General features: G+C 69.6%; 26 protein-coding genes. 22 read left to right on the top strand and 4 right to left on the bottom strand.

Features of this window, described 5'->3' with window-relative positions:
* The first annotated feature begins 44 nt into the window (after nt 1–44).
* The 10 genes from mihF (at nt 45) to ACFXMV_RS06840 (ending at nt 9,265) form a co-directional block, all read left to right on the top strand.
* Nucleotides 45–368 carry an integration host factor, actinobacterial type gene (gene mihF, locus ACFXMV_RS06885; protein WP_027499670.1) on the top strand — a complete coding sequence of 108 codons (324 nt, stop codon included), beginning with the start codon at nt 45–47 and terminating at the stop codon, nt 366–368.
* A 91-nt stretch (nt 369–459) separates the two neighbouring features.
* Entirely contained in the window at nt 460–1,011 is a 552-nt protein-coding gene (gene gmk, locus ACFXMV_RS06880) for a guanylate kinase (RefSeq protein ID WP_378500730.1), read from the top strand.
* 75 nt (nt 1,012–1,086) lie between these two features.
* Nucleotides 1,087–1,389, top strand: coding sequence for a DNA-directed RNA polymerase subunit omega (rpoZ, locus tag ACFXMV_RS06875; RefSeq protein ID WP_142101780.1), 303 nt, complete (start codon nt 1,087–1,089; stop codon nt 1,387–1,389).
* A 24-nt stretch (nt 1,390–1,413) separates the two neighbouring features.
* Nucleotides 1,414–2,709, top strand: coding sequence for a bifunctional phosphopantothenoylcysteine decarboxylase/phosphopantothenate--cysteine ligase CoaBC (coaBC, locus tag ACFXMV_RS06870; protein WP_378502788.1), 1,296 nt, complete (start codon nt 1,414–1,416; stop codon nt 2,707–2,709).
* Nucleotides 2,710–2,860: 151 nt separating this feature from the next.
* Complete coding sequence (gene metK / locus ACFXMV_RS06865) at nt 2,861–4,075, top strand: methionine adenosyltransferase (RefSeq protein ID WP_378499749.1); 1,215 nt, start codon at nt 2,861–2,863, stop codon at nt 4,073–4,075.
* Nucleotides 4,076–4,221: 146 nt separating this feature from the next.
* Nucleotides 4,222–6,183, top strand: a complete 1,962-nt coding sequence (locus tag ACFXMV_RS06860) for a primosomal protein N' (protein ID WP_378499750.1) — start codon at nt 4,222–4,224, stop codon at nt 6,181–6,183.
* 90 nt (nt 6,184–6,273) lie between these two features.
* Nucleotides 6,274–6,504, top strand: a complete 231-nt coding sequence (locus ACFXMV_RS06855; RefSeq protein WP_378499748.1) for a DUF2188 domain-containing protein — start codon at nt 6,274–6,276, stop codon at nt 6,502–6,504.
* A gap of 43 nt (nt 6,505–6,547) precedes the next feature.
* Nucleotides 6,548–7,345, top strand: a complete 798-nt coding sequence (locus ACFXMV_RS06850) for a class I SAM-dependent methyltransferase (RefSeq protein WP_378499747.1) — start codon at nt 6,548–6,550, stop codon at nt 7,343–7,345.
* A gap of 102 nt (nt 7,346–7,447) precedes the next feature.
* Complete coding sequence (locus ACFXMV_RS06845; protein WP_378499746.1) at nt 7,448–8,137, top strand: PadR family transcriptional regulator; 690 nt, start codon at nt 7,448–7,450, stop codon at nt 8,135–8,137.
* A gap of 144 nt (nt 8,138–8,281) precedes the next feature.
* Entirely contained in the window at nt 8,282–9,265 is a 984-nt protein-coding gene (locus tag ACFXMV_RS06840) for an esterase/lipase family protein (RefSeq protein ID WP_378499745.1), read from the top strand.
* 15 nt (nt 9,266–9,280) lie between these two features.
* Here ACFXMV_RS06840 and ACFXMV_RS06835 read toward each other — a convergent pair whose 3' ends face one another.
* The gene (locus ACFXMV_RS06835; protein ID WP_378499744.1) at nt 9,281–9,808 is read right to left on the bottom strand and encodes a hypothetical protein; all 528 of its coding nucleotides are present in this window, start codon (nt 9,806–9,808) and stop codon (nt 9,281–9,283) included.
* A 147-nt stretch (nt 9,809–9,955) separates the two neighbouring features.
* A complete protein-coding gene (locus ACFXMV_RS06830) occupies nt 9,956–11,146 on the bottom strand; it encodes a dipeptidase (protein ID WP_378499743.1) in 1,191 nt (396 codons plus the stop codon).
* Nucleotides 11,147–11,248: 102 nt separating this feature from the next.
* Here ACFXMV_RS06830 and def point away from each other — a divergent pair, with 102 nt between their 5' ends.
* The 3 genes from def to ACFXMV_RS06815 are packed head-to-tail and all read left to right on the top strand — an operon-like array spanning nt 11,249 to nt 14,179.
* Complete coding sequence (gene def, locus ACFXMV_RS06825) at nt 11,249–11,791, top strand: peptide deformylase (RefSeq protein WP_378499742.1); 543 nt, start codon at nt 11,249–11,251, stop codon at nt 11,789–11,791.
* Between the two features lies 1 nt (nt 11,792).
* Nucleotides 11,793–12,716, top strand: a complete 924-nt coding sequence (gene fmt / locus ACFXMV_RS06820) for a methionyl-tRNA formyltransferase (RefSeq protein WP_378502787.1) — start codon at nt 11,793–11,795, stop codon at nt 12,714–12,716.
* Entirely contained in the window at nt 12,713–14,179 is a 1,467-nt protein-coding gene (locus ACFXMV_RS06815; RefSeq protein ID WP_378501699.1) for an RsmB/NOP family class I SAM-dependent RNA methyltransferase, read from the top strand. Before fmt ends, ACFXMV_RS06815 begins: the two co-directional genes overlap by 4 nt.
* 233 nt (nt 14,180–14,412) lie before the next feature.
* Here the strand turns inward: ACFXMV_RS06815 and ACFXMV_RS06810 are convergent, their stop codons facing one another.
* A complete protein-coding gene (locus tag ACFXMV_RS06810) occupies nt 14,413–14,766 on the bottom strand; it encodes a VOC family protein (RefSeq protein WP_378501700.1) in 354 nt (117 codons plus the stop codon).
* A 114-nt stretch (nt 14,767–14,880) separates the two neighbouring features.
* Between ACFXMV_RS06810 and ACFXMV_RS06805 the strand changes: the two genes are divergently transcribed.
* A complete protein-coding gene (locus tag ACFXMV_RS06805) occupies nt 14,881–15,930 on the top strand; it encodes a biotin/lipoate A/B protein ligase family protein (protein WP_378501701.1) in 1,050 nt (349 codons plus the stop codon).
* A gap of 181 nt (nt 15,931–16,111) precedes the next feature.
* On the opposite strand, the gene ACFXMV_RS06800 is transcribed toward ACFXMV_RS06805, so the two are convergent.
* Entirely contained in the window at nt 16,112–16,468 is a 357-nt protein-coding gene (locus ACFXMV_RS06800; protein ID WP_378502786.1) for an Rv2640c family ArsR-like transcriptional regulator, read from the bottom strand.
* A 92-nt stretch (nt 16,469–16,560) separates the two neighbouring features.
* On the opposite strand from ACFXMV_RS06800, the gene ACFXMV_RS06795 reads away from it, so the two are divergent.
* From ACFXMV_RS06795 to ACFXMV_RS06760, 8 genes are all read left to right on the top strand, one after another.
* Nucleotides 16,561–17,043 (top strand): ArsI/CadI family heavy metal resistance metalloenzyme, encoded by a 483-nt coding sequence (locus ACFXMV_RS06795; RefSeq protein ID WP_378501332.1) that lies wholly within the window; start codon nt 16,561–16,563, stop codon nt 17,041–17,043.
* 153 nt (nt 17,044–17,196) lie between these two features.
* Nucleotides 17,197–20,226: a toll/interleukin-1 receptor domain-containing protein gene (locus tag ACFXMV_RS06790; RefSeq protein WP_378614224.1), complete on the top strand. Its 3,030-nt coding sequence runs from the start codon at nt 17,197–17,199 to the stop codon at nt 20,224–20,226.
* 59 nt (nt 20,227–20,285) lie between these two features.
* Nucleotides 20,286–20,813: a hypothetical protein gene (locus ACFXMV_RS06785; protein ID WP_378501333.1), complete on the top strand. Its 528-nt coding sequence runs from the start codon at nt 20,286–20,288 to the stop codon at nt 20,811–20,813.
* A 55-nt stretch (nt 20,814–20,868) separates the two neighbouring features.
* Nucleotides 20,869–21,216, top strand: coding sequence for an MmcQ/YjbR family DNA-binding protein (locus ACFXMV_RS06780; protein ID WP_378502785.1), 348 nt, complete (start codon nt 20,869–20,871; stop codon nt 21,214–21,216).
* Nucleotides 21,217–21,283: 67 nt separating this feature from the next.
* Nucleotides 21,284–21,703: a group 1 truncated hemoglobin gene (locus ACFXMV_RS06775; protein WP_378501151.1), complete on the top strand. Its 420-nt coding sequence runs from the start codon at nt 21,284–21,286 to the stop codon at nt 21,701–21,703.
* A gap of 11 nt (nt 21,704–21,714) precedes the next feature.
* Nucleotides 21,715–22,398 (top strand): ribulose-phosphate 3-epimerase, encoded by a 684-nt coding sequence (gene rpe / locus ACFXMV_RS06770; RefSeq protein ID WP_378501152.1) that lies wholly within the window; start codon nt 21,715–21,717, stop codon nt 22,396–22,398.
* 1 nt (nt 22,399) lies between these two features.
* Nucleotides 22,400–23,461, top strand: coding sequence for a bifunctional diaminohydroxyphosphoribosylaminopyrimidine deaminase/5-amino-6-(5-phosphoribosylamino)uracil reductase RibD (gene ribD, locus ACFXMV_RS06765; protein WP_378501153.1), 1,062 nt, complete (start codon nt 22,400–22,402; stop codon nt 23,459–23,461).
* Nucleotides 23,462–23,474: 13 nt separating this feature from the next.
* Nucleotides 23,475–24,098 carry a riboflavin synthase gene (locus tag ACFXMV_RS06760; protein WP_378501154.1) on the top strand — a complete coding sequence of 208 codons (624 nt, stop codon included), beginning with the start codon at nt 23,475–23,477 and terminating at the stop codon, nt 24,096–24,098.
* Nucleotides 24,099–24,102 lie beyond the last annotated feature (4 nt).

Raw genomic sequence — 24,102 nt, 5'->3', positions numbered from 1 at the left:
ACCGGTGGCAGAAGACTATTTGCACACGACGAGACGGAGGAACCGTGGCCCTTCCCCAGTTGACTGATGAGCAGCGCGCCGCTGCTTTGGAGAAGGCGGCTGCAGCCCGTAAGGCCAGGGCTGAGCTCAAGGAGCGCCTCAAGCGCGGCGGCACCGACCTGAAGCAGGTCCTCAAGGATGCCGAAGAGAACGAGATCCTCGGCAAGATGAAGGTGTCCGCACTGCTCGAGGCCCTGCCCAAGGTGGGCAAGGTCAAGGCGCAGGAAATCATGACCGAGCTGGAGATCGCTCCGACCCGTCGCCTGCGTGGCCTCGGCGATCGGCAGCGTAAGGCCCTGCTCACCAGGTTCGATTTCGACGCTGAGTAGGAGTCTGGTGGCTGACACACACAACGTGTCAGACAACAGCAAGACCACCCCGGCTTCGGACAGCGGGGATAGCACAGCGCAGAGGGGCCGGCTGGTTGTACTGGCCGGCCCCTCAGCCGTGGGTAAGTCGAGCGTGGTCCGCAAACTGCACGAGCGACTGCCCGACCTGGTCTTCAGCGTGTCTGCCACGACGAGAGACCCGAGGCCCGGCGAGGTCGACGGCAAGGACTACCGGTTCGTCACCGCCGCCGAGTTCGAGCGGATGATCGGCGCCGGTGAGCTGCTCGAGTGGGCGGAGATCCACGGCGGACTGCAACGGTCGGGCACGCCCGCCGCGCCCGTGATCGCGGCCCTCGAGGCCGGACATCCCGTGCTGGTGGAGGTCGACCTGGCGGGCGCGCGCGCCGTGCGGGCCGCCATGCCGGAGGCGATTCTGGTCTTCCTGGCGCCGCCGAGCTGGGAGGAACTGGTATCCCGGCTGACCGGTCGCGGGACCGAATCCGAGGACGTCGTCGCCCGCCGACTGGAGACCGCGAAGGTCGAATTGGCGGCCAAGGACGAGTTCGACACGGTGGTGGTGAACGTCGACGTCGACCGTGCGTGCGAAGAGTTGGTATCCTTGCTAGTCGGTAGTCCGCAGTAGCAGGTCCGCAGCAGCGGCACGGTGTCTTAGCAGTACATCGTCTTAGCAGTACATCGAACTTCAGGAGATTCGCCAGTGAGCGCCACTCAGACAGTCACGTCCGAAGCCGATCGCCACGGCGTCCCGGCATACGACACCCCGCTGGGTATCACCAACCCGCCGATCGACGAGCTGCTCGCCCGCACCTCCTCGAAGTACGCCCTGGTGATCTACTCGGCGAAGCGTGCCCGCCAGATCAACGACTACTACAACCAGCTCGGTGACGGCATCCTCGAGTACGTCGGCCCGCTGGTCGAGCCCGGCCTCCAGGAGAAGCCGCTCTCCATCGCGCTGCGCGAGATCCACTCCGACCTGCTCGAGCACACCGAGGGCGAGTGACCGAGAGCCTGTGAGCCAGAGCCTGTGAGCGAGCTCCTGTCGGATTCCGCCGACCGACCCCGACGCATCGTCGTCGGGGTGGGCGGCGGAATTGCCGCATACAAGGCCTGTTCGATCATCCGCAGCTTCACCGAGAGCGGACACCACGTGCGGGTGATCCCCACCGAGTCGGCGCTGGAGTTCGTCGGCCGCGCGACGTTCGAGGCGCTGTCCGGCAACCCGGTGCAGACCGGCGTGTTCGCCGATGTCCCGCAGGTGCCGCACGTGCGGCTCGGCCAGGAGGCCGACCTGGTGGTGATCGCGCCCGCGACGGCCGACCTGATGGCCAGGGCCGCGCACGGACGCGCGGACGACCTGCTCACCGCCACCCTGCTCACGGCCCGCTGCCCGGTGGTGTTCGCACCCGCGATGCACACCGAGATGTGGGAGCACCCCGCGACGGTGGCGAACGTGGCAACCCTGCGCGAACGCGGTGCCTGCGTGATCGAACCCGCTTCCGGGCGGCTGACCGGCAAGGACACCGGCGCCGGACGGCTGCCCGAGCCGGACGAGATCGTCGGCCTGGCCACGCTGCTGCTCGAGCGTCCGGACGCGCTGCGTCGCGACCTAGTCGGTCGCAAGATCCTGGTGTCCGCCGGTGGCACCCGGGAGCCCCTCGACCCGGTCCGGTTCCTCGGCAATCGCAGCTCCGGCAAGCAGGGCTACGCCATCGCCCGGCTCGCCGCCCAGCGCGGCGCCGAGGTGACGCTGATCGCCGGCTACACCGCCGACCTGGCTGATCCGGCCGCGCTCGACGTGGTCAGGGTCCGCACGGCAGGCGAGTTGAAAGAGGCCGTGGACAAGGCCGCGGTCGGCGCGGAGGCGGTCGTGATGGCCGCGGCGGTCGCGGACTTCCGCCCGTCCACGGTCGCCGACAGCAAGATCAAGAAGGGCGCCGACGAGCCGGACACGATCCCGCTGACCCGCAACGAGGACATCCTGGCCGGTCTCGTCCAGGCTCGCCGGGACGGCGACCTGCCGAACACGTCCGTGATCGTCGGCTTCGCGGCGGAGACAGGGGACGCACACGGCGACGTGCTCACCCATGCCCGCTCGAAGCTGGCCCGCAAGGGCTGCGACCTGCTCGTGGTCAACGCGGTCGGGGAGGGCAAGGCGTTCGAGGTCGACCACAACGACGGTTGGCTGCTCGGCGCCGACGGCTCCGAGGTCGCGCTGGAGTACGGCTCCAAGGCACTGATGGCCAGCCGGGTGCTCGATGCGCTGGTGTCCCTGCTGGAGGGCGGCGGGGGCGCGCAGGCGCCGACCGGTCCGGCCTCGTAGTCTGAAGGTCAGACCCTTCGCGCCGTCCCCGGCGCGGAGGGAACACATTTCCGCTGAATTCATACTTCTGCTGATTTCAATGGTTCATATCCGTCGTACCCCGCACTAGGGTCTGTGGGGCAATACCAACGCTGTGGCGAGAGGGAGATCTGTGAGCAAGTCCGGCAGTCGGCTATTCACCAGTGAGTCCGTGACCGAGGGACACCCGGACAAGATCTGTGATGCGATCAGCGACTCCATCCTCGACGCCCTGCTCGAGCAGGACCCGCGCAGCCGGGTCGCCGTCGAGACGCTGGTGACCACCGGCCAGGTGCACGTGGCGGGCGAGGTCACCACCTCCGCATACGCCGACATCCCCAAGATCGTCCGCGACAAGGTCCTCGAGATCGGCTACGACTCGTCAGCCAAGGGCTTCGACGGCAACTCGTGCGGCGTGAACATCGCGATCGGTGCGCAGTCCCCGGAGATCGCCCAGGGCGTCGATCACTCGCACGAGGCCAGGGTCGACGGCGTCACCGACGACGAGATCGACCGCCAGGGCGCCGGTGACCAGGGCCTGATGTTCGGCTACGCCTGCACCGACACCCCCGAACTGATGCCGCTGCCGATCGCGCTCGCGCACCGGCTCTCGCGCCGGCTGACCGAGGTCCGCAAGACCGGAGTGCTGCCGTACCTGCGTCCGGACGGCAAGACCCAGGTCACCATCGAGTACGACGGCGACCGCGCCGTTCGCCTCGACACCGTCGTCATCTCCACCCAGCACGCCGCCGACATCGACCTCGACAACCTGCTGACCCCGGACATCCGCGAGAAGGTGCTCGGGTCGGTGCTCGCCGAGCTGGGCGTGCCCACCCTCGATACCTCCGACGTCCGGCTGCTGGTCAACCCGACCGGCAAGTTCGTGCTCGGCGGGCCGATGGGCGACGCGGGCCTGACCGGCCGCAAGATCATCGTCGACACCTACGGCGGCATGGCCCGCCACGGCGGCGGCGCCTTCTCCGGCAAGGATCCGTCAAAGGTGGACCGGTCCGCCGCGTACGCGATGCGCTGGGTGGCGAAGAACGCGATCGCCGCAGGCCTCGCGGACCGCATCGAGGTGCAGGTCGCGTACGCGATCGGCAAGGCAGCCCCCGTCGGGCTGTTCGTGGAGACCTTCGGCACCGAGAAGACCGACCCGGCGCGCATCCAGTCGGCGATCACCGAGATCTTCGACCTGCGTCCCGGCGCGATCATCCGCGACCTCGACCTGTTGCGTCCGATCTACGCGCCGACCGCGGCGTACGGGCACTTCGGCCGCACCGACATCGACCTCCCCTGGGAGCGCACGGACCGGGCCGAGAAGCTGCGCGCGGCCGCCGGCCTCTAGATGGAGTCAGCGGCGAGCCGCTTATCCCATGCAGCTCCGAGCCGCTCACCGAAATCGGTGGGCGGCTCGTGCTGTCGGTACGGCTCGCGCCGGTGAGCGCCGAACGGGAACCGGCGGCGGACCTGCCCGTGGCCAGGGTGATCCCGATGCTGCCGCTCGCGCACCTCGACCGGGAGTTCGACTACCGGGTGCCGCACGAGCTGGACGAACAGGCGCAGCCGGGGGTGCGGGTGCGGGTCCGGTTCGCCGGTCGGCTGGTGGATGGCTTCCTCGTCGAGCGCGTCGCGTCCAGCGAGCACCCCGGCAAGCTGGGCTGGCTGGACAAGGTGGTCAGCGGCGAGCGGGTGCTGACCCCGGAGGTCGCCGCGCTGGTCGACGCCGTCGCCCAGCGGTACGCGGGCACCAGGGCCGACGTGCTGCGGCTGGCGATACCGCCCCGGCATGCCCGCGTCGAGGCGGAGCCGTGCGGCGAGCGGGCGCCGGCCCCGGCGTCGCCCGACTGCGAGGGGTGGTCGAGCTACGTCCACGGCGAGGCTTTCGTGTCCGCGGTGCGGTCCGGTCGCGGCCCGCGGGCGGTCTGGCAAGCGTTGCCGGGGGAGGACTGGCCTGCCCGGCTGGCGGAACTGGCGGCCGTGGTTGTGTCGCGCGGTCAGACAGCGGTGCTGGTGGTGCCCGACCAGAAGGACCTGGATCGGGTGGCGGCCGCGTGTGTCGGCCTGGTCGGTGACGATCTGGTGGTCCCGCTGGCCGCGGGGCTCGGTCCGGCGATGCGGTACCGCCGCTGGCTCGCGGCGCTGCGCGGCACCGCACGGGTCGTCGTCGGAACCCGCAGTTCGGTGTTCGCGCCGGTGCCGGACCTGGGCCTGGTCGTGGTCTGGGACGACGGCGACGACAGCCATTCCGAGCCGCGCTCGCCGTACCCGCACGCCCGTGAGGTGGCGCTGCTGCGCGCGCACGCGAGCGGGTGCGCGCTGGTCCTCGGCGGGCACGCCCGCACGGCCGAGGCGCAGTCGCTGGTCGAGTCGGGCTGGGCGCACGACCTGGTGGCCGCGCGTGCCGAGGTGCGCGCGCGGGCGCCGCAGATCACTGCTCTCGCGGACAGCGACCATGCGCTCGCCCGGGATCCAGGGGCGCGGGCGGCGCGACTGCCCGCGATCGCGTTCGCCGCGGCAAGGGAGGCGCTGGGGGCGGGTGCGGGCGTGCTCGTCCAGGTGCCCCGCCGCGGCTACGTCCCGTCCCTGGCCTGCGGGAAGTGCCGGGCCCCTGCGCGGTGTCGTCGCTGCAACGGGCCGATGTCGCTCTCGTCGGCGGTCGGCCCGGATGGCGCGGGCACCCCCACGTGCCGATGGTGCGGCGTCGCCGATGCCACCCACCGCTGCAATGCGTGCGGGTCGCGGTCGCTGCGTGCGGTGGTCGTCGGGGCGGGCAGGACCGCGGAGGAACTCGGCCGGGCGTTCCCCGGTGTCGCCGTATTGCATTCGGGCGGAAGCGAAGTCACGGCGACGGTCAAGCCGGGTCCGCGGTTGGTGGTGGCGACAGTCGGCGCGGAGCCGGTCATGCCGGGCGGCTACGGAGCCGCCCTTCTGCTCGACGGCTGGGCGTTGCTGGGACGGGCGGACCTGCGGGCGGAGGAGGAGACGCTGCGCCGGTGGATGACGGCGGGCTCGCTGGTGCGGCCCGCGGGCGAGGGCGGTCGGGTCGTGGTGGTCGCCGATTCGGGCCTGCCGACGGTCCAGGCCCTCGTTCGCTGGGACCCGGTCGGAGCGGCCCAGGTTCAGCTCGAGGAGCGGGCCGAGGTCAGGTTCCCGCCGACCGTACACATGGCGGCGGTCGACGGTTCACGCGCCGCGATCGAGGCGCTGTTGGAGAACGCGAAGCTGCCCGACGTCGTCGAACAGCTCGGTCCGGTGCCCCTTCCCGCCGGTGAACGGCTTCCGCTGCACGGCGACGGACCCGAGCCAGCCGACGTCGAGCGGATGCTGCTGCGGGTTCCGCGCGGTGCGGGCGCGGCCTTGGCCAACGCGCTCGCCCAGGCGCAGGCGGTCCGCGGAGCACGCCGCGAGTCGGGCTCGGTTCGGGTGCAGATGGACCCGGTCCGGATCGGCTGAGACCGCAGGGACTGTCGGTTGTGTCCCGCACCGGGTGGGCGTTCACTGGAAGTGGATGAACGGTCGACCACACGCCTTGGGAGGCTCGTCATGAAGCGAGCGACGCCATCGACACCGCAGCGGACCTACGACGTGCTGCCCCACGAGGGCGACGCGGCGCACTGCTGGGAGGTGCACCAGTACGGTTCGCGCGAGCACCGCTACTTCGGTTCCGAGCGGGAAGCGATCGCCACCGCCAGGGAGCTGGCGCACGCGCATCACCCGGCGAGGGTGGTGCTGCACGGGCGCGACGGATTCGCCTACCGTGAATTCATCTGCTAGCTCAGGTGTTTCATACTCTCGGGTTTGGCGGTGAGCAACGGTCATGGGCGCTCGGCCGGAGGAGTGGGCGAGCGGCGAGGACTATCAGCTCTACATGGGGCGGTGGAGCCGCCTGGTTGCCGCCGTGTTCCTTCGCCGGTTGCCGCCCCTGCCCGCGGCCGCCTGGTGCGACGTAGGGTGCGGGACGGGTGCGCTGACCCGGGCGATCCTGGCCGCCGAGCGCCCGGCCCGGGTCCTCGGGGTCGACCCATCGGCCGGATACCTCGCCGTCGCCGGCGCCTGCGGCGCTGACGAGCGGGTCGCGTTCCGGGTGGGTACCGCATCGGCGATCCCGGCTGCCGACGGCGAGTTCGATCGGGTGGTCTCGGCGCTGGTGCTCAACTTCGTCCCCGATCCGCGGGCGGCCCTGGCCGAGATGGTCCGGATCGCCCGGCCGGCTGGTCTGGTCGCTTCCTACCTGTGGGACTACGCGGGCGGCATGGACATGATCCGCCTGTTCTGGGACGCCGCCGTCGAGCTGGATCCGGCTGCGGCCACGCTTGACGAGGGGCGCCGGTTTCCGCTGTGTCAACCCGAGCCCCTGCGCGAACTGTTCGCGTCGGCGGGATTGGCCGAGGTCCGGGTCGGGCAGGTGGGCGTGGACACCGTGTTCACGGACTTCGAGGATTTCTGGCGCCCGTTCCTCGGCGGTCAAGGGCCAGCCCCCGGGTACTGCTCGAGCCTTCCCGAGGACCATCGGGCGGCCCTGCGGGAGAAGCTGTGCGCCACCACCCCGCGGAACGCATCCGGTGCCGTCCCGCTCCGGGCCCGTGCGTGGACGGTCCGCGGTCGTCGGCCGTGAGTCGCGTTCATTTGAAGTGTGACGACCAACTCCCTTGCCGTCGACCGATTGTCGATATATCGTTGAACACGTAATTGATACAGACAGTCTGAGGAGGCTGACGTGGAAGACATTCAACGAGAGCATGGACTCGGCAGGCGCAGGCCCGGCCGCGAGGGACGGGATCGTCGTCGTGACGGATTCGGGCCCGGATTCGGGCCCGGCTTCGGACCCGGACAGGGTTTCGGTCCCGGCCACGGTCCCGGCGGCCAGCGGCTCGGTCTCGGTCTCGGTCGAGGGCGCGGCGGACGCGGACGGCGCGGCGACGTGCGTGCCGCGGTGCTGCTGCTGCTCACCGAGGCGCCGATGCACGGATACGAACTGATCCAGCGGATCGTCGAGCGCAGCAACGGTGTGTGGCGGCCCAGCCCGGGCTCGATCTACCCCGCGCTGGCGCAGCTCGAGGACGAGGGCCTGGTGCTGATCGAGAAGGTGGCCGGCCGCAAGACCGCGCGCCTGACCGAGTCGGGCACCGCGTACGTGGAAGAGAACAGGGCCGACCTGGGGAATCCCTGGGACGAGGTCAGCGCGGGCGTCGGCCAGGAGGCCCAGGACCTGCGCGGACTGATCGGACAGCTGATGGGCGCAGCCGGGCAGGTCGCCGCGGTCGGGACGCCGGACCAGGTGCGCAAGGCCGGGGAGGTGCTCGTCGAGTCGCGGCGCGCGCTGTATCGGATCCTCGCCGACGATCCGGCGCCGGCGTCCACCCCGAACCCGGCGCCGGACCAGCCCGAGCCCGAGTCGAACGAGTAGACAGCAACAGGCTGGCGGACCGTGTTGAAATCGTGACCCGCGGTTGATGTCGCGGCCGTCGCGGCCGAGTGCATGATGTGGGGCGTGAAAAGGATCGATGCGAGATTGTCAGGGGGGCGAGCGAGCCGCAGGGCCGTGGCGACGGTGTCGCTCGCACTCGCGGCGACGGTGCTCCCGCTCGGGACGGCGCAGGCGCAATCCAGTTCGGCCCAGGGCGGGGGATCGATCTCGGAGGTTCCCGAGAATCCCGGGCCCGAGCAGTCCACCCACGCCGCCGCGGCCGCCTACGCGCGTACGCATCCCGGTGCGGCCCCACCCGGATCAAACGACTTCTCCTGCAAGCCTTCTGCGGCACATCCGCGCCCGGTGATCCTGGCGCACGGCACCGATGCCAGCGCCTACTCGGACTGGTCCGCGATCTCGCCCGCACTCAAGGCCGCGGGCTACTGCGTGTTCGCCCTGAACTACGGCGGCAAGCCCGGCGGCGACGCGTTCGGGACCGAGGACATGCGGGTCAGCGGGGAACAGACCGCGGACTTCGTACAGCGGGTGCGCACCGCGACCGGCGCCGAGAAGGTCGACCTGATCGGATTCTCGCAGGGCGCCACCGTGACCAGGTACTTCGTCAACCGGCTCGGCGGGGCCGCGGTGGTCGACAGGTGGATCGGAGTGGCGTCGCCGTCGTACGGCGGGGTGTTCTACGGACTGGCACCGGTCGTCGACGGGATCCCCGGCGGTGCGGAGGCGATCGAGGCCGTGCTGGGCCAGGCGGTCGGCCAACAGATCCAGGGATCGCCGTTCCTGGACGCGTTGAACCTGCCCGAGGACACCGTCCCCGGCGTGAGGTACACCACCATCGGCACCCGCTACGACGAGATGATCCAGCCGGCGTCGAACGTCGCCCTGCGTGGCGAGGGCGCGACGAACATCAGCATCCAGGACCTCTGCCCGCAGGATCAGACCGGGCACATGAACATGGTGTACGACCCGTTCACGATCGGTGTCGTGCTTCGTGCGCTCGATCCCGCTGCGCCGGAACCGCGTTGCGTGCCGGTCCCGCTCGGGACCGGGATCCCGGGGATGGTGCTGGAGAGCAACTTCGGCGGCGGCAGCAGCGACGGCAGCTGACGTGCGTCGCCATTCCTAGGCAACCGGGAAAACTCCGACCCCCGGATTGACGGGTACCTGAGGCCAGAGCAGGTACGGGGGCCAATGGACCGACGCGTTGACGTCGGCCACCGCGGCGACCGTGCCGCTGCCGGTGGCCGCTGCCGCGGGGGTGTATCGGCACCACTCGTCCTGCGGGGTGCGATGGCTGTAGTCGATGGTCCACGTGGCACGGAGCGCGGTGGTTCCGGCGGCGCCGGTGGACAGGTTCCGCCAGTTCACCGACACGTCGATACAGTCGAGGTCGATCGCGGTCGTCGTCGGAGGAACGGCCGAAAAGGTCACCAGGCCGGGTGTATTCGTCGTTGCCGACGGAGTCACGATTGCCACCTGGTGCGGCACCCAGCACCTGAACCCAACGCCGCTGCATGCCGAGACGAACGTCACCGGGACCTGAAATGCCGTGGTCGCCGAGATCGGCGCGGGCGGTGGGTTCGCGGTCGCGGCGGCGGACGAGCCGAGCGGCAGTGCCAGGATGGTCGCGGCCGTCACGGTACGGGCCACGAACTGACGATGGGGTGCTACACGGCGCATGGCGTGACCCTCCAGCGTGGGACCAGCCCCGACCCGGCTGCAGTGTCAGCGTACTGCGCGGTGGCAACCGGGTACGAGCTGTTGTGGCAGGGCGGGCGTCGGCGATCGTGTGGCGGCTCAGCCTGCGGGCAGTACCTCGGCCATCACCCGCAGCGTGTTGCCGCCCATGATCGCCCGGATCTCGTCGTCGCTGTGCCCGCGGTCGCGGAGCTCCTGGGTGATCACCGCGATCTCGCTGGTGTCCCAGGCGACGGTCGTCGCCCCGTCGTAGTCGCTACCGAGCGCCGCCGTCTGGAGGCCGCCGACCTTGATCACGTGCTCGATCGCGTCGACCACCGCGGCCGGGGTCAACTCGCACACGGCCGCATCCCAGTAGCCGATGCCGATCACGCCGCCGGTCGCGGCCACGCCGCGGATCTCGTCGTCGGTCAGGTTGCGGTTGACGTCGCACGTCGCCTGCACGCCGCCGTGGCTCGCCACGACCGGCCGCGTCGCCAGCGCGAGCATCTCCTCGATGGCGGGGTGGCTCGCGTGGGCGATGTCGACGATGACGCCGCGTCGCTCCATCTCCGCGAACACCGTCCGCCCGAGGTCGGTCATGCCGCCCTTCTCTTCTCCGTGCATCGATCCGGATGTCTCGTTGTCGAAGAAGTGGGTGAACCCCGCCATCCGCAGGCCGGCGTCGTAGAGCCTGTCGAAGTTCTCGGCCTTGCCCTCGAGGTTCTGCAGGCCCTCGACAGAGAACACCGCGCCCGTCACGTTCTGCCCGGCCGCACGGTCCTCGAGCAGTGCCGCCAGGTCGCCCCTGGTACGAACGAATCGCAGCTGACCGTCCGAGTCCGCGGCCGCGTTCTCGAGCTTCTCCGCGTGGTACAGCGACCGCTCCAGGAGCGAGCCCCAGGTCCGCGGCGGCTGCAGCTGGGCAATCGTCAGGAGCTCGATGTTGTCGGTCTCGGCGGAGTTGGAGTCGTAGTTCTGGCCCTTCGGCGACTTCGAGACCGACGAGAAGACCTGCAACGCGACGTTGCCGTCCTGCAGGCGAGGCAGGTCCATGTGTCCGCGGTCGGACCGCTTCAAGATGTTGCGGTCCCACATCAGGGTGTCCGAGTGCATGTCGGCGATCTGGAGACTGTCGTGCAACTCCTGCGTCTGCGCGGTGACCTCGGGCAGATCGGCGGACACGACCTTGTTCATGCTTCGCTCGACAACGCCGGGCGCGATCGTGAAGAACCCGATCAAGGCCACGACGACCAGGACCAGGGAACCAAGCAGGATGCGACGCAGCCATCTGCGCTTCGGGGACGACATGCCGCGAATCCTAGGGTGTCGGCGGTACCGGGTGGTCCGTCGCGGTCCCGTGGGTTCCCTAGACTGTTCGAGACATCGGTCCAGACCCGTGGGAGCAGCTTCGTGAGTATTCAGCCCGTTCGCCTCTTCGGCGATCCCGTTCTGCGAACCCGCGCGGACGAGGTGGTCGACTTCGGCCGGGAGCTGCACACGCTGGTCGAGGACCTGACCGACACCATGCACGACCGGGGCGGCGCAGGCATCGCGGCGCCGCAGATCGGCGTCGGCCTCCGTGTGTTCGCCTACAACTGTGGCGGGATGTCCGGACACCTGGTGAACCCGACTTACGAGGTAGTCGGGCCGGGGGAGCAGATCGGTCCGGAGGGATGCCTGTCGATCCCCGGGGTGCGCGCGGACTGCACGCGTGCGCTGACCGTCCGGGCCAGTGGCTTCAACATGCACGGCGAGCCGGTGGATTTCGAATGCGAGGGGATCATGGCCCGCTGCGTGCAGCACGAGACCGATCACCTCGACGGAGTCCTGTTCCTGGCGCGCCTCGCGCCCGCCGACCGCAAGGACGCGATGCGGGTGATCCGCGAATCGGACTGGTTCCGCGCGGGCATCACCGTCTCGGCGCAGTCCCCGTCTCCGGCGGGGGGACGCTGACATGCGGATCGTCTTCGCAGGCACCCCCGAGCCCGCCGTCCCGTCACTGGCCCGGCTGCTGAAGTCGTCCCGTCACGAGGTGGTCGCGGTCGTGACCAGGCCGGACGCCGTCGCGGGTCGCGGCAGGAAGGTGACGCGGTCACCGATCGGCCAACTCGCCGACGAACACGGCATCGAGGTACTCACCCCTGCCCGCGCGTCCGACCCGGACTTCCTCGAGCGCCTGCGCGCCCTCGAACCCGACTGCTGCCCGGTGGTCGCCTACGGCGCACTGCTGCCGCGCCCGGTGCTCGACGTCCCGCGGCACGGCTGGGTGAACCTGCACTTCTCACTGCTGCCCGCCTGGCGCGGGGCGGCGCCCGTGCAGGCGGCGATCGCCGCAGGCGACGACATGACCGGTGCGAGCGCCTTCCTGTTGGAGGAAGGGCTCGACACCGGACCGGTGTTCGGGGTGATGACAGAGCGGATCCGCGCCGACGACACCGCGGGCGCCCTGCTGGGCCGGCTCGCGGACGGCGGCGCGGTGCTGCTCGACTCCGTGCTCGACGGCATCGAGGACGGCGCGTTGATCCCCACACCGCAGCCGGCGGAGGGCGTGTCGCACGCGCCGAAGGTGACCGTGGAGTCCGCCCGGATCCGGTGGGACCGGTCGGCGCAGGCGGTCGATCGGCTGGTTCGATCGGTCACCCCGGCGCCCGGGGCGTGGACGCAGGTGGGGGAGCTGCGGCTCAAGGTCGGTCCGGTACAGGTCACCGACGAGGCGCTGGAACCGGGACAGTTCCTGGTCCGCAAGGACGGCTGCTACGTCGGAACCGCGACGACCGCGGTGCGGCTGAGTCAGGTTCAGCCACAAGGTAAGAAGGCCATGGCGGCCGCCGATTGGGCGCGGGGAGCGCGCCTCGACCCCGAGGTGCGTGCACAGTGACCGAATCCCGTAGGCCCGCACGAGGAAAGCGTGATCAGGCGCGCGGCGGCGACAAGCCGGGCGCGAAGGGTGGCTCGAACACCAGGCCGCGACAGGTCGGCAGGCCGAATCCGTCCGCGGCCGCGGGGGATCAGCCCCGGATCGCGGCCCGCGACGTCCTGCGGGCCGTGCGCGAACGCGACGCCTACGCGAACCTGGTGCTGCCCGGGCTGCTTCGCGACCGGAAGATGGACGGCCGGGACGCGGCTCTGGCAACCGAGCTCGCCTACGGGGCGTGCCGGGCCCAGGGTCTGCTGGACTCCGTCATCGCCAGGGGCGCGGGCCGGCAGATCGACGAGATCGACGGCCCGCTGCTGGACGTGCTGCGCCTGGGCACCTACCAGCTGCTGCGTACCCGCGTCGCCCCGCACGCGGCGGTGGCCACCTCCGTGGACCTGGTCCGCAGCGAGTTCGGAGGCGGCAAGGCCGGATTCGTCAACGCGGTGCTCCGCCGGGTGGCCGAGAAGAACGAGGAGCAGTGGGTGGCCGAGCTCGCGCCGGACGCGGTCGCGAATCCGGTGGGGCACCTTGCTTTTCAGTACGCGCACCCGGTCTGGATCGCGCAGGCGTTCGCGGACGCGCTCGGCCCCGACGCCGGTGAGCTCGAACGGGTGCTGGAGGCGGACGACGCCCGCCCGTCGGTGCACCTGGTGGCGCGACCGGGTGAGATCTCGGCGGAGGAGCTGGCGCTGGTGACCGGAGGCGAGATCGGCCCCTACTCGCCGTACGCGGTGCACCTCGACGGCGGCGACCCCGGCCAGCTCGACGCGGTCCGCGAGGGTCTCGCGGCCGTGCAGGACGAGGGCAGCCAGCTCGTGGCCCGGGCGCTGGCGCTGGCGCCGCTGATCGGAGCCGACGGCGGACGCTGGCTCGACCTGTGCGCCGGCCCCGGCGGCAAGGCGGCCCTGCTGGGAGCGCTCGCCGATATCGAGGGCGCCCGTCTCGACGCCGTCGAGCCCGCGGAGCACCGGGCCGAGCTGGTCCGCAAGACCGCCAAGGGCCTGCCCGTCGACGTGCACGTCGCGGACGGCCGGGACCCGGGACTGGCTGCCGGATTCGACAGGGTACTGGTGGACGCGCCGTGCACCGGCCTCGGCGCGCTGCGTCGGCGCCCCGAGGCGCGCTGGCGTCGCCAGCCGACCGACGTCGCGGCGCTGGTGAAGCTGCAGCGTGAGCTGCTGGCGTCGGCGATCGAGCTGGTCCGCCCCGGCGGGGTGGTCCTGTACTCGACGTGTTCCCCGCACCTGTCGGAGACCGTCGCGGTGGTGTCCGACGCGGTGCGCAGGCACGGCGTCGTCCCGCTGGATACCCGGGAACTGGTGCCCGGTGTGCCCGAGCTCGGTGACGGTCCGGGCGTGCAGCTCTGGCCGCACCGGCACGGCACCGACGCGATGTTCATGGCGGCGCTGCGCAAGCCGGAGTAGGGATACCGCCCCGAACGGGTGGTTGTCGAGACGTCCGTCGAGAGGTGACGTCGATAACCGCCCGTTCGAGGCGGGGCCCGCGGCGATCTTGTGCTGAAGTGATGCCCGCGTCCAGCAGCCGTTCGATACGACCATGCCCGCCTTCTTCAGCTGGGCGAGGTGATGGCTGGCGGTGGACTCGGTTGGCGTGAAGGTGGAATCGAGCCAGAGGCCGCCCCGCCCGCGGACTCGGGTCAGTCGCGGTGCTGCACGACATTGACGACGGCGCCGTCCGGGGCGCGCACGAAGAATCGGCGCACACCCCATTCCTCGGTGGCGAGCGGGTGCACGATCTCGTAGCCGAGCCGAAGGGCTTCGTCGTAGGCGGCGTCGACGTCGTCCGCGTGGACCGAGATGACCGAGTCCTCGGGGGCGGTGGCGTCGTGGGTGACGAGCTGGACGTGCGCGCCGGTTTCCGGTGAGGCGAACCGGGCGACCCAGCCCAGGTTGAATTCCTCGGTTCGCAGGCCGAGGAATTCGGTGTAGAAGCCCTTCGCGCTGTCGATGTCGGCCACCGGGAGATTGGTGGTGATGCGGGTGACTCGCATTCTGTTCTCCTGTCTGCGCCGGATGTGCCTCGATGATCGTCGGAACGCTGACGTGTGTCGACCCGAGCGCTGTGCCAATCCGGGGGCGGGACGCGCGGCCGTTAGGCTGCGGGGATGCGTGGCGAGTACAAGGTTCCCGGCGGCAAGCTCGTGGTGGTCGACGTCGTGGTCGACGACGGGCGGTTGTCACGGGTGTCGCTGTCCGGCGACTTCTTCTTGGAGCCGGACGACGCCCTCGACGACATCGTGGCCGCGGTGACGGGCATGTCTGTGAATGCCGATGCGGCGCAGCTCGGTTCGGCGATATCGGATGCCCTCGATGACGGGGCGTCGATGATCGGTTTCACGCCGGACTCCGTCGGCATCGCGATTCGCCGCGCTCTCGGCCACGCGACCAGCTGGCACGACCACACTTTCGACGTGATCGCGCCGGTGGTCATCGACCCGGCCATGCATGTCGCGCTCGACGAGGTGATCACCCGCGAGGTGGCGTCCGGCACGCGCGGCCCGACATTGCGGTTCTGGGATTGGGACTCGCCACTGGTGGTGCTCGGCTCCTTCCAGTCGGTGCGCAACGAGGTCGACGAGGAGGCGGCCGCGCGCCACGGCATCGGGATCGTGCGGCGCATCTCCGGCGGCGGCGCGATGTTCATGGAGCCCGGCAACTGCATCACCTACTCGCTGTCGGTGCCCACGTCGCTGGTCGATGGGCTCAGCTTCGAGCAGTCCTACGAGTTCCTCGACCAGTGGGTGATGGGCGCGCTCGCCAACGTCGGCATCACCGCCCGCTATGTGCCGCTCAACGACATTGCCACCGACCAGGGCAAGATCGCCGGGGCCGCCCAGAAACGAATCGCCGCAGGCGCCGTGCTGCACCACGTGACCATGGCCTACGACATCGACGCCGACAAGATGACCGAGGTGCTGCGCATCGGGCGGGAGAAGATCTCCGACAAGGGCATCACCAGTTCCGGCAAGCGGGTCGACCCGATGCGGTCGCAGACCGGCATGACCCGTGACGACATCATCGCCGCCTTCATCGCGCACTTCCGTGCCCGCTACGACACTCGCGAGAGCGTATACACCGACGCCGAACTGGCTGCCGCGCGCGAACTGGTCGAGACCAAGTTCGCCACCCCGGAATGGACGTATCGGGTGCCGTGACCGATGCGAAAGCCATCGGTGAAGGGCTGACGAGAAGCTAGGAGTTCGGCCGACGGGGTAGCCGTCAACCGAACTGGTCCGGCCGGGCGGGGTGGGTAAGCCGAGTAGCGACGTAAGCGAACGGGTGGTTGTCGGAGCGTTCGTCGAGAGGCGATCTCGATAACCGCCCGTTCGGGACGGTCTAGCAGCAGTTCGGGTCGAGCACGAGGCGCAGCGCCTCGAGTGAGTCGGTGCGGGCGCGGTAGTAGACGTTCATGCCGCGCCTGGTCGATTCGACCATGCCCGCCTTCTTCAGCTGGGCGAGGTGATGGCTCGCCGTGGACTCGGTCAGGTCGATCGCGGCGGCGAGGTCGCAGGTGCAGGCCTCACCGTCAGGGCTGGTGAGCAGGATCGACATCAGTTTGATCCGGGTCGGGTCGGCGAGCGACTTGAGGCGGAGCGCCACGTGCAGCGCGGCCTCGTCGGTCATCGGACCCGCCGCCACCGGCGCGCAGCAGATCGGTGCGGTCACGTCCAGCAATGGCAGGGCCTTTGGCATGACATCCATCATGCCAGCGTCTTGACATATGTCAAAAAGGTGCCACAGTTGTAGGCAGTAATTCGATATATGTCTCACCAATGGAGGTTCTCATGTCACGCGTACAGCTCGCCCTCAACGTCGACGACCTGACCGAATCGGTCGCGTTCTATTCGAAGCTGTTCAACACCGAACCGGCCAAGCTGCGCGAGGGCTACGCGAACTTCGCCATCGCCGAGCCGCCCCTGAAGCTGGTCCTGCTGCAGAACCCGGGCAAGGGCGGCAGCATCAATCATCTTGGCGTGGAGGTGGAATCGAGCGAGATCGTGCACGAGGAGATCGCCCGGCTGACCGGCGAGGGACTGTTCACCGACGAGGAGATCGGCACCACCTGTTGCTTCGCGACCCAGGACAAGGTGTGGGTCACCGGGCCCGCTGGTGAGAAGTGGGAGGTGTACACGGTGCTCGCCGACAGCGAGACCTTCGGCACCGGCCCGGCCTCGCTTCAGATGGCCGAGAGCGCCGCGCCCGCGGGTGGAGTGTGCTGCGCGAGCACGGCCGACGAAGCCGAGCCCGCGCAGGGCGCCTGCTGCTGAGCATCAATCCGGTGCCCGTCCGTTTCTGACGGGCGTGCACCGGATGAACTCTGCGAAAGCCGAGTAGTCGACTACCCGCGACATCCGTTCCCGGCTGCGTCAGGCTCAGAGAATCCCGTCCATGCGAATCGATATCGCCTGGAGATCGGGGAGATGGCCATGGGTGCTCAGGCTGCGGAGGTTCGGGAACAGCAGGCTGGGGGACAAGGGGAGTCGTTCGCCTACGACGCCTTCATCTCTTATGCCCACGACGATCGGCCGGTCGCCGCCGGGATCCAGAAGGGCCTGCACCGCATCGGCAGGCGAATGGGCCACCTGCACGCGCTGCGGGTATTCCGCGACGCCACCGACCTCACCGCCAGCCCCGACCTGTGGGGCAAGGTCGCCGACGCAATGGACCGCGCCCGCTATTTTCTCGTGGTGCTCTCCCCGCACGCGGTCGCCTCGGGCTGGGTGAACAAGGAAGTCGCACACTGGCTGCAGCGGCGCGGGCCGGACCAGCTGCTGTTCGTCGTGGTCGGCGGCCAGCTGGAATGGGACGAGGAGAGCGGACGGTTCGACCCGGACCGGTCCGATGTGGCGCTGCCGGTGCTGACCGAGCCCGGGGCTCTTCCCACCGAGCCGTTCTACGTCGACGTCAGCGAGGACGCGCCGTGGGATCCCCGGGCGCCGATGTTCCGGGAGAAGGTCACCGACCTGGCCGCCCCGATCCACGGCAAACCCAAGTACGAGCTGGCCAGCGAGGATCTGCGCGAGCAACGCCGCTTCCGACGGTTGCGGCGCGCCGCCGTTGTCGGTCTGGTCCTACTGACGGTCCTTGCGGTCGTCGCGGCAACGATCGCGCTCGTTCAACGACAAGAGGCGATAAACCAACGGAACCAAGCAATAGCCCTGCGGCTGGAGTCCGAAGCTGAATCCATGCTCGCCGGCGCCCGCACCCGCGACGACGTCCGTGCAATTAACGGAACGCTCGCCGCACAGCAGATCTCGTCGACGCCTCATCCCGGCGCCGCGCTGCGAACGCTCGACGCCATGGCATCGACTGAGAAGATCATCAGGACCGGTTACCCATACTCCATCCCGACGGCCGCCAACGTCGATGACCTGAAGCGTGCAGTCGAAACAGCACGGCCGGTCTTCAGCATGGTCCTGAGCCCGGACGGTCGCCGCATCGCAACGGGTGGAGTCGAACTGAGGCTATGGGACGCAGACTCGGGCGAGCAGGTCGATCTACCGTTCCGATCGGATCGTGGCGCATTCGCCCTGGCCTACAGCCCTGACGGGCACAGAATCGCGTCCAGCAACGCCGACAACAGCCTCCAGCTTTGGGATGCCGACACAGGGATGTCGATCGGCGATCCCCTCACCGGTCACACGAATCTCGTCAACAGGATCGTCTTCAGTCCCGATGGTCATCGCCTCGCGTCCGCGAGTGCAGACAAATCGATTCGTGTGTGGGACCTCGAGCCCCGTCTGTCCGGTGCTCCGCTGCACCATGACGGCGCCGTGCTAGATGTGGCATTCAGCCCGGACGGTCATCGCCTCGTCTCGGGCAGCGACGACAAGACAGTGCGGGTCTGGGACGTCGACCAGGGGGAGCTCGCCGGCGAACCCATGCGACAGCACGGGAACCGGGTGTGGAGCGTGGCGTTCAGCCGCGATGGCCGCCACATCGTGTCGGGTAGTGAGGGGGTCGCTCCCGGCGCGGGCGCGCCGAGCGGCCTGACCGCGTCGATCATCCTGTGGGATGCCGAAAACCGCATGCCAGTCGGGGAGCCTCTCGCCGGTCACGACGGTGTCGTCACCAGCGTGGCATTCAGTCCGGACAGCCACCGCATCATTTCGGGGGGATCCGACGGCGGCCTGCGCCTTTGGGAAGTCGAGACCGGCAGGCAGATCGGTCCGACGCTGCTCGGGCACACCGGATACGTCAGGAGCGTCGATTACGGCACCGTCGACGGGCATGGGCGCATTGCCTCGGCCAGCTTCGACGGAACAGTGCGGGTATGGCGAGACGACCGGCAAGGGGGCGTCGGCCACTCGTGGACAGAGCCAACCACTCCGTCAGGTGCACCTGTTGACGGACCCATGCTGGCGATGGCGCCCGACGGACGACGGATGGTGCGAGCCGACGCGAGCCTCGACGCCATGTGGGTACTCGACCTCGACGAGGGAAGTGCGGTACCCGTTCAGCGGCCGTCCGCCGAACGCCCAAGCACCCTTGTTATCGCCGACTTCAGCCGGGACGGAAGTCGCATCGCATTCGCGCGTGAGGACAGGTCGATCGTGGTCATCGACGCCGACTCTGGCGGAGTGCTCCGCGTCATAGCAACGGGTTTCGAAGGCGCTCTATCGAGTCTCGCGTTCAGCGCCGATGCGCGTCTGATCGCCGCGGGCGGCGAAGATAAGTCCGTCCAGATATGGGACGTCACCTCCGGACGGGAGGTCGGTGTGCCGCTCACCGGTCCAACGGGCAGCGTGTCACATCTCGTCTTCGGTCCCGACGGACGGCGGCTCGCCGCGGGTGAGGGCACGTCGGTGTGGATCTGGGACGTCGAATTGGCGCGGCCGATCGGTGGGCCGTTGCAAGGCCACGAGTGGGACATCACGTCTGTCATGTTCGGCGCTGACGGGCACCGGGTAATTTCTCACAGCGGGGACTCAGTGGCCGTGTGGGACGCCGACACGGCACGCCAGGTCGCGCGTCCCGCCGCGTCGCCGTCGTTCGACCGGTTCGCCATCAGTCCAAACGGGAAGTACTTCGTCGTCGCTGAGGGGCTCGATCTGCGGCGTTTCGACGCGCTGACCGGCGAGCCGATCGGTAGCCCGATGCGGGGCCACACGAGTGTGATGGTCAGCAGCGTCGCGGTTACCGGCGACGGACGATTCATCGTCTCCGGCGGCGCGGATCACGAGCTTCGATTCTGGGACGCCACGACGGGCGAACAGGTGGGGGAGCCACTGAAGGGTCCCGACGGTTGGATCATCGAGATACGTGTCGCGCCGGACGGCCGCACCGTGCGAGCGGTGTGGCTCGACCTGAACAACTCGAGCGGCATCTATATATGGCCCGGACCGGCGTCCTGGGAAGACGAGCTGTGCTCGAAACTCACCGAGGACATTAGCCGCGAGCAGTGGTCCAAGTGGGTTTCGGACAAGATCGAATATGACCCGCCGTGCTAGGTAGCTAAGCCCCGAGCCGCGCAAGCCACAGGACACAGCGGCACGTCAGGAGGTTGGCGATGTATGACGACGATCACCGGTCCGAACTCCGCGGCCGACTGTGGAACGACGCACCGGCACAGTCCGGGCCTGACAGCCGCACAACGACCTACGAAAGCGCGGTACTCGACCAGTACCGCCTCTACGTCGAGATGGCCGACCGAGTCAGCGCGCGCCGAGGACTCGCGAACTCGTTCTTCCTGACGCTGAACACCGGCATTTTCACCCTCGTCGCCGCCTTCGCCGAGGCTCCACCGCAGGACAAGGCGGGGTGGCTGGCGATCCCACTCGTCGCGATCCTCGGCCAGTGTTTCGCCTGGTTCTACCTGGTGCGCAGCTACCGGCTCCTGAACAGCGCCAAGTACCAGGTCGTCGGCGCCCTCGAGGAACGACTCCCAGCCTCGCCGTTCTGGCGTGCCGAATGGTGGGCCCTGGGCGAGGGGAAGGACCGGTCACGGTACTGGCCGCTGTCCCACATCGAGCAGTGGATTCCCATCCTCTTCGCACTCGCGTACGTGGCGGGATTCCTCGCCGTTGTTTTCGCCTGAGTTCGCGTTCCCGTTTGTCCAAGCCGCGGGCGGCGCGTGGGCGCATGCTGATCCCATGCACACCTGGGACGACGTCGTCGACATCGCGAAGCGCCTGCCGGACGTCGAGGAATCCACGTCGTACAACACGCCCTCGCTCAAGGTCGGCGGGAAGGGCTTCGCACGGCTGCGTAGCGAGGCGGAGGGCGGCCTGATGCTGTTCTGCGCCCTCGAGGAGAAGGAGGCGCTGCTGGCCTCCGGCGATCCTGCGTTCTACACGACCCCGCACTACGACGGCTACGGCGCGATCCTGGTCGACCTGGAACGGGTGGACCGCGACCAGCTGTGCGAGCTCGTCGCGGAGGCCTGGCGGATCAAGGCCCCGGCGAAATCGCGTCGGTCCGCCGACCGACGGCGACCGTAGACTGTCCATGCAGGGTCCCCGCTCGCACAGCGACCGACAGTCACGGGAAACGACCGAGGTGAATCGGATGTCCACCCAGCAACAGCAGCCAGCCAAGCCGTCGCCGAAGGCCCTCTACAACCGGCTCGGCGGCATCTACAGCATCGCGACGGTGGTCGACGACTTCGTCGACCGCATCATGGTCGACCCGCGCCTCAACGCGAACCCTCGGGTCGACGCGGCCCACCACAAGGTCGCGCCGGCCGGGTTCAAGTACCTGGTCACCGAGATGGTCGGCGCGGCGGCAGGCGGCCCGCAGCATTACACCGGGCGCTCCATGGTCGATTCGCACGTGGCCCTCGAGATCACCCCCGGCGAGTGGGAGGCGTTCCTCGACGACTTCCGTCAGAGCCTCGACAAGTTCCACGTCCCGGAGGCGGAGCAGGCCGAACTGCGCGCGATCGTGCAGAGCACCTACGGCGACATCGTGGTCTCGAAGGGCGGCTAAGCTGGCCACTTGTGGCTCACCCGATGATCGCTCCGTCCATCCTGTCCGCCGACTTCGCCCGACTCGCCGACGAGGCCGCCGCCGTGGCCGGCTCCGACTGGCTGCACGTCGACGTCATGGACGCGCACTTCGTGCCGAACCTGACGCTCGGACTCCCCGTCGTGCAGAGCCTGCTCAAGGCCACCGATATCCCGCTCGACTGTCACCTGATGATCGACAACCCGGGTCGGTGGGCACCGCCGTACGCGGAGGCGGGCGCGCACAACGTCACCTTCCACGCCGAGGCCACCGACGATCCGATCGCCGTCGCACGCGACATCAGGGCGGCGGGCGCGAAGGCGGGCCTGAGCGTCAAGCCCGGCACCCCGATCGAGCCGTACCTGGAGATCCTCAAGGAGTTCGACACCCTGCTCGTGATGAGCGTCGAGCCCGGCTTCGGCGGCCAGTCCTTCATGGCCGAGGTGCTGAGCAAGGCGCGCGCCGTGCGCAAGCTCGTCGACTCCGGCGAGCTGACCCTGCTGGTCGAGATCGACGGCGGGATCAACACCGACACCGTCGAGGCGGCCGCCGAGGCGGGCGTCGACTGCTTCGTCGCCGGGTCCGCGGTGTACGGCGCGGCCGATCCCGCCGCCGCGGTCCGCGGACTGCGCGCCCAGGCGGCCGCGGCGTCCCCGCACCTGACGATCGCCCACTAGCGTGTCCGAGGACACCCTGCTCGCGGCGCTGCGGCTGGCCGTCGACGCCTCCGAGCGGGTGCGGGGGACCACCAGCCCCAACCCGCCGGTCGGCGCGGTGATCCTCGACGAGAGCGGCGCGATCGCCGGCGTCGGCGCGACCAGTCCGGCCGGCGGACCGCACGCCGAGGTGATGGCCCTGCGGGCCGCGGGCAGCCGGGCCAGGGGCGGCACCGCGGTGGTGACACTGGAACCGTGCAACCACCAGGGTCGCACCGGGCCGTGCTCGCTCGCCCTGCTCGAGGCGGGCGTTGCGCGGGTCGTGTACGCCGTCGCCGACCCGAACCCGCAGGCGTCCGGCGGCGCGGACACCCTCCGCGCCGCAGGCGTCGAGGTGATCCCGCACATCGGGGCCGACCTCGTCGAGCTCGGCCCCCTGCGTGCCTGGCTGCACCGCCAGCGAACCGGCCGCGCGCACGTCACCTGGAAGTTCGCCGCCAGCCTCGACGGGCGCAGCGCCGCCGCTGACGGGACCAGCCAGTGGATCACCGGCCCCGAGGCGAGGGCGCGGGTGCACCGGGAGCGCGCCAAGCTCGACGCCATCGTGGTCGGCACCGGGACCGTCCTCGCCGACGACCCGTGGCTGACCGCGCGCAACCCGGACGGCAGCCTCGCCGAGCACCAGCCGCTGCGAGTGGTGGTGGGGGAGCGCGACATTCCGGCCTCGGCCCGGGTGCTCGACGATGCCGCGCCGACCCTGGTGCTGCGGACCCGCGACCCGCGCGAGGTGCTCGACGCGCTGGCCGACCTGCCCGACGTCCTGCTCGAGGGCGGCCCGCATCTGGCAGGCGCCTTCCTCGAGGCGGGATTGGTCGATCGGATCCTGGCGTTCCTCTCACCGGTACTGCTCGGCGCGGGCGCGGCGGCGGTGGAGGATGCTGGGGTCACGAACATCGCACAGGCGCTCCGGTTTCACCGTGAGTCGGTCGAGGTGCTCGGGCCGGATCTGCTGCTGAGCCTGACGCCCGGCGACCGCGGCACCGGAGCCGAAGGCCAGAATGAACAGAACAGCATCAACAACTGAGGAGCGGACTGAAGTGTTCACCGGGATCGTCGAAGAACTGGGTGAGATCGTCGCCAAGGAGGACCTGGCCGACGCCGCCCGCTTCACCGTGCGCGGCGCGCTGGTGACCTCCGATGCGGGGCACGGGGATTCTATCGCGGTCAACGGCGTCTGCCTGACCGTCGTGGAGGTGCTGGGCGGCGACTCCTTCACCGCCGATGTGATGGCGGAGACACTCAACCGCTCCAGCCTCGGTGCGCTCGAGGTCGGCAGTCGGGTGAACCTGGAGCGGGCGGCCGCGCTGAACAGCCGGCTCGGCGGCCACCTCGTGCAGGGTCACGTCGACGCCACCGGGTCCGTCATCAGCCGCTCGCCGTCGGAGAACTGGGAGGTCGTCCGGATCTCGCTGCCCGCGTCGATCACGCGGTACGTGGTGGAGAAGGGCTCGATCACCGTCGACGGTGTCTCGCTCACCGTGTCGGCCCTCGGTCGCGACGGCGGCGAGACCGGTGACGGGGATGAGTTCTTCGAGATCTCGCTGATCCCCACCACCCTCGAGATGACGACCCTCGGTGGCGCGGCACCCGGGACGCCGGTGAACCTGGAGGTCGACGTGATCGCGAAGTACGTCGAGCGCCTGCAGGCCGCAGGCCGGTAGACGC

This window comes from Rhodococcus sp. NPDC059179, from assembly GCF_042754885.1.
In the GTDB taxonomy this organism is placed as follows: Bacteria; Actinomycetota; Actinomycetes; order Mycobacteriales; family Mycobacteriaceae; genus Rhodococcus_G.
Note: the sequence above shows the minus strand (reverse complement) of the source record. Positions and strands in the feature narration are given on the sequence as shown.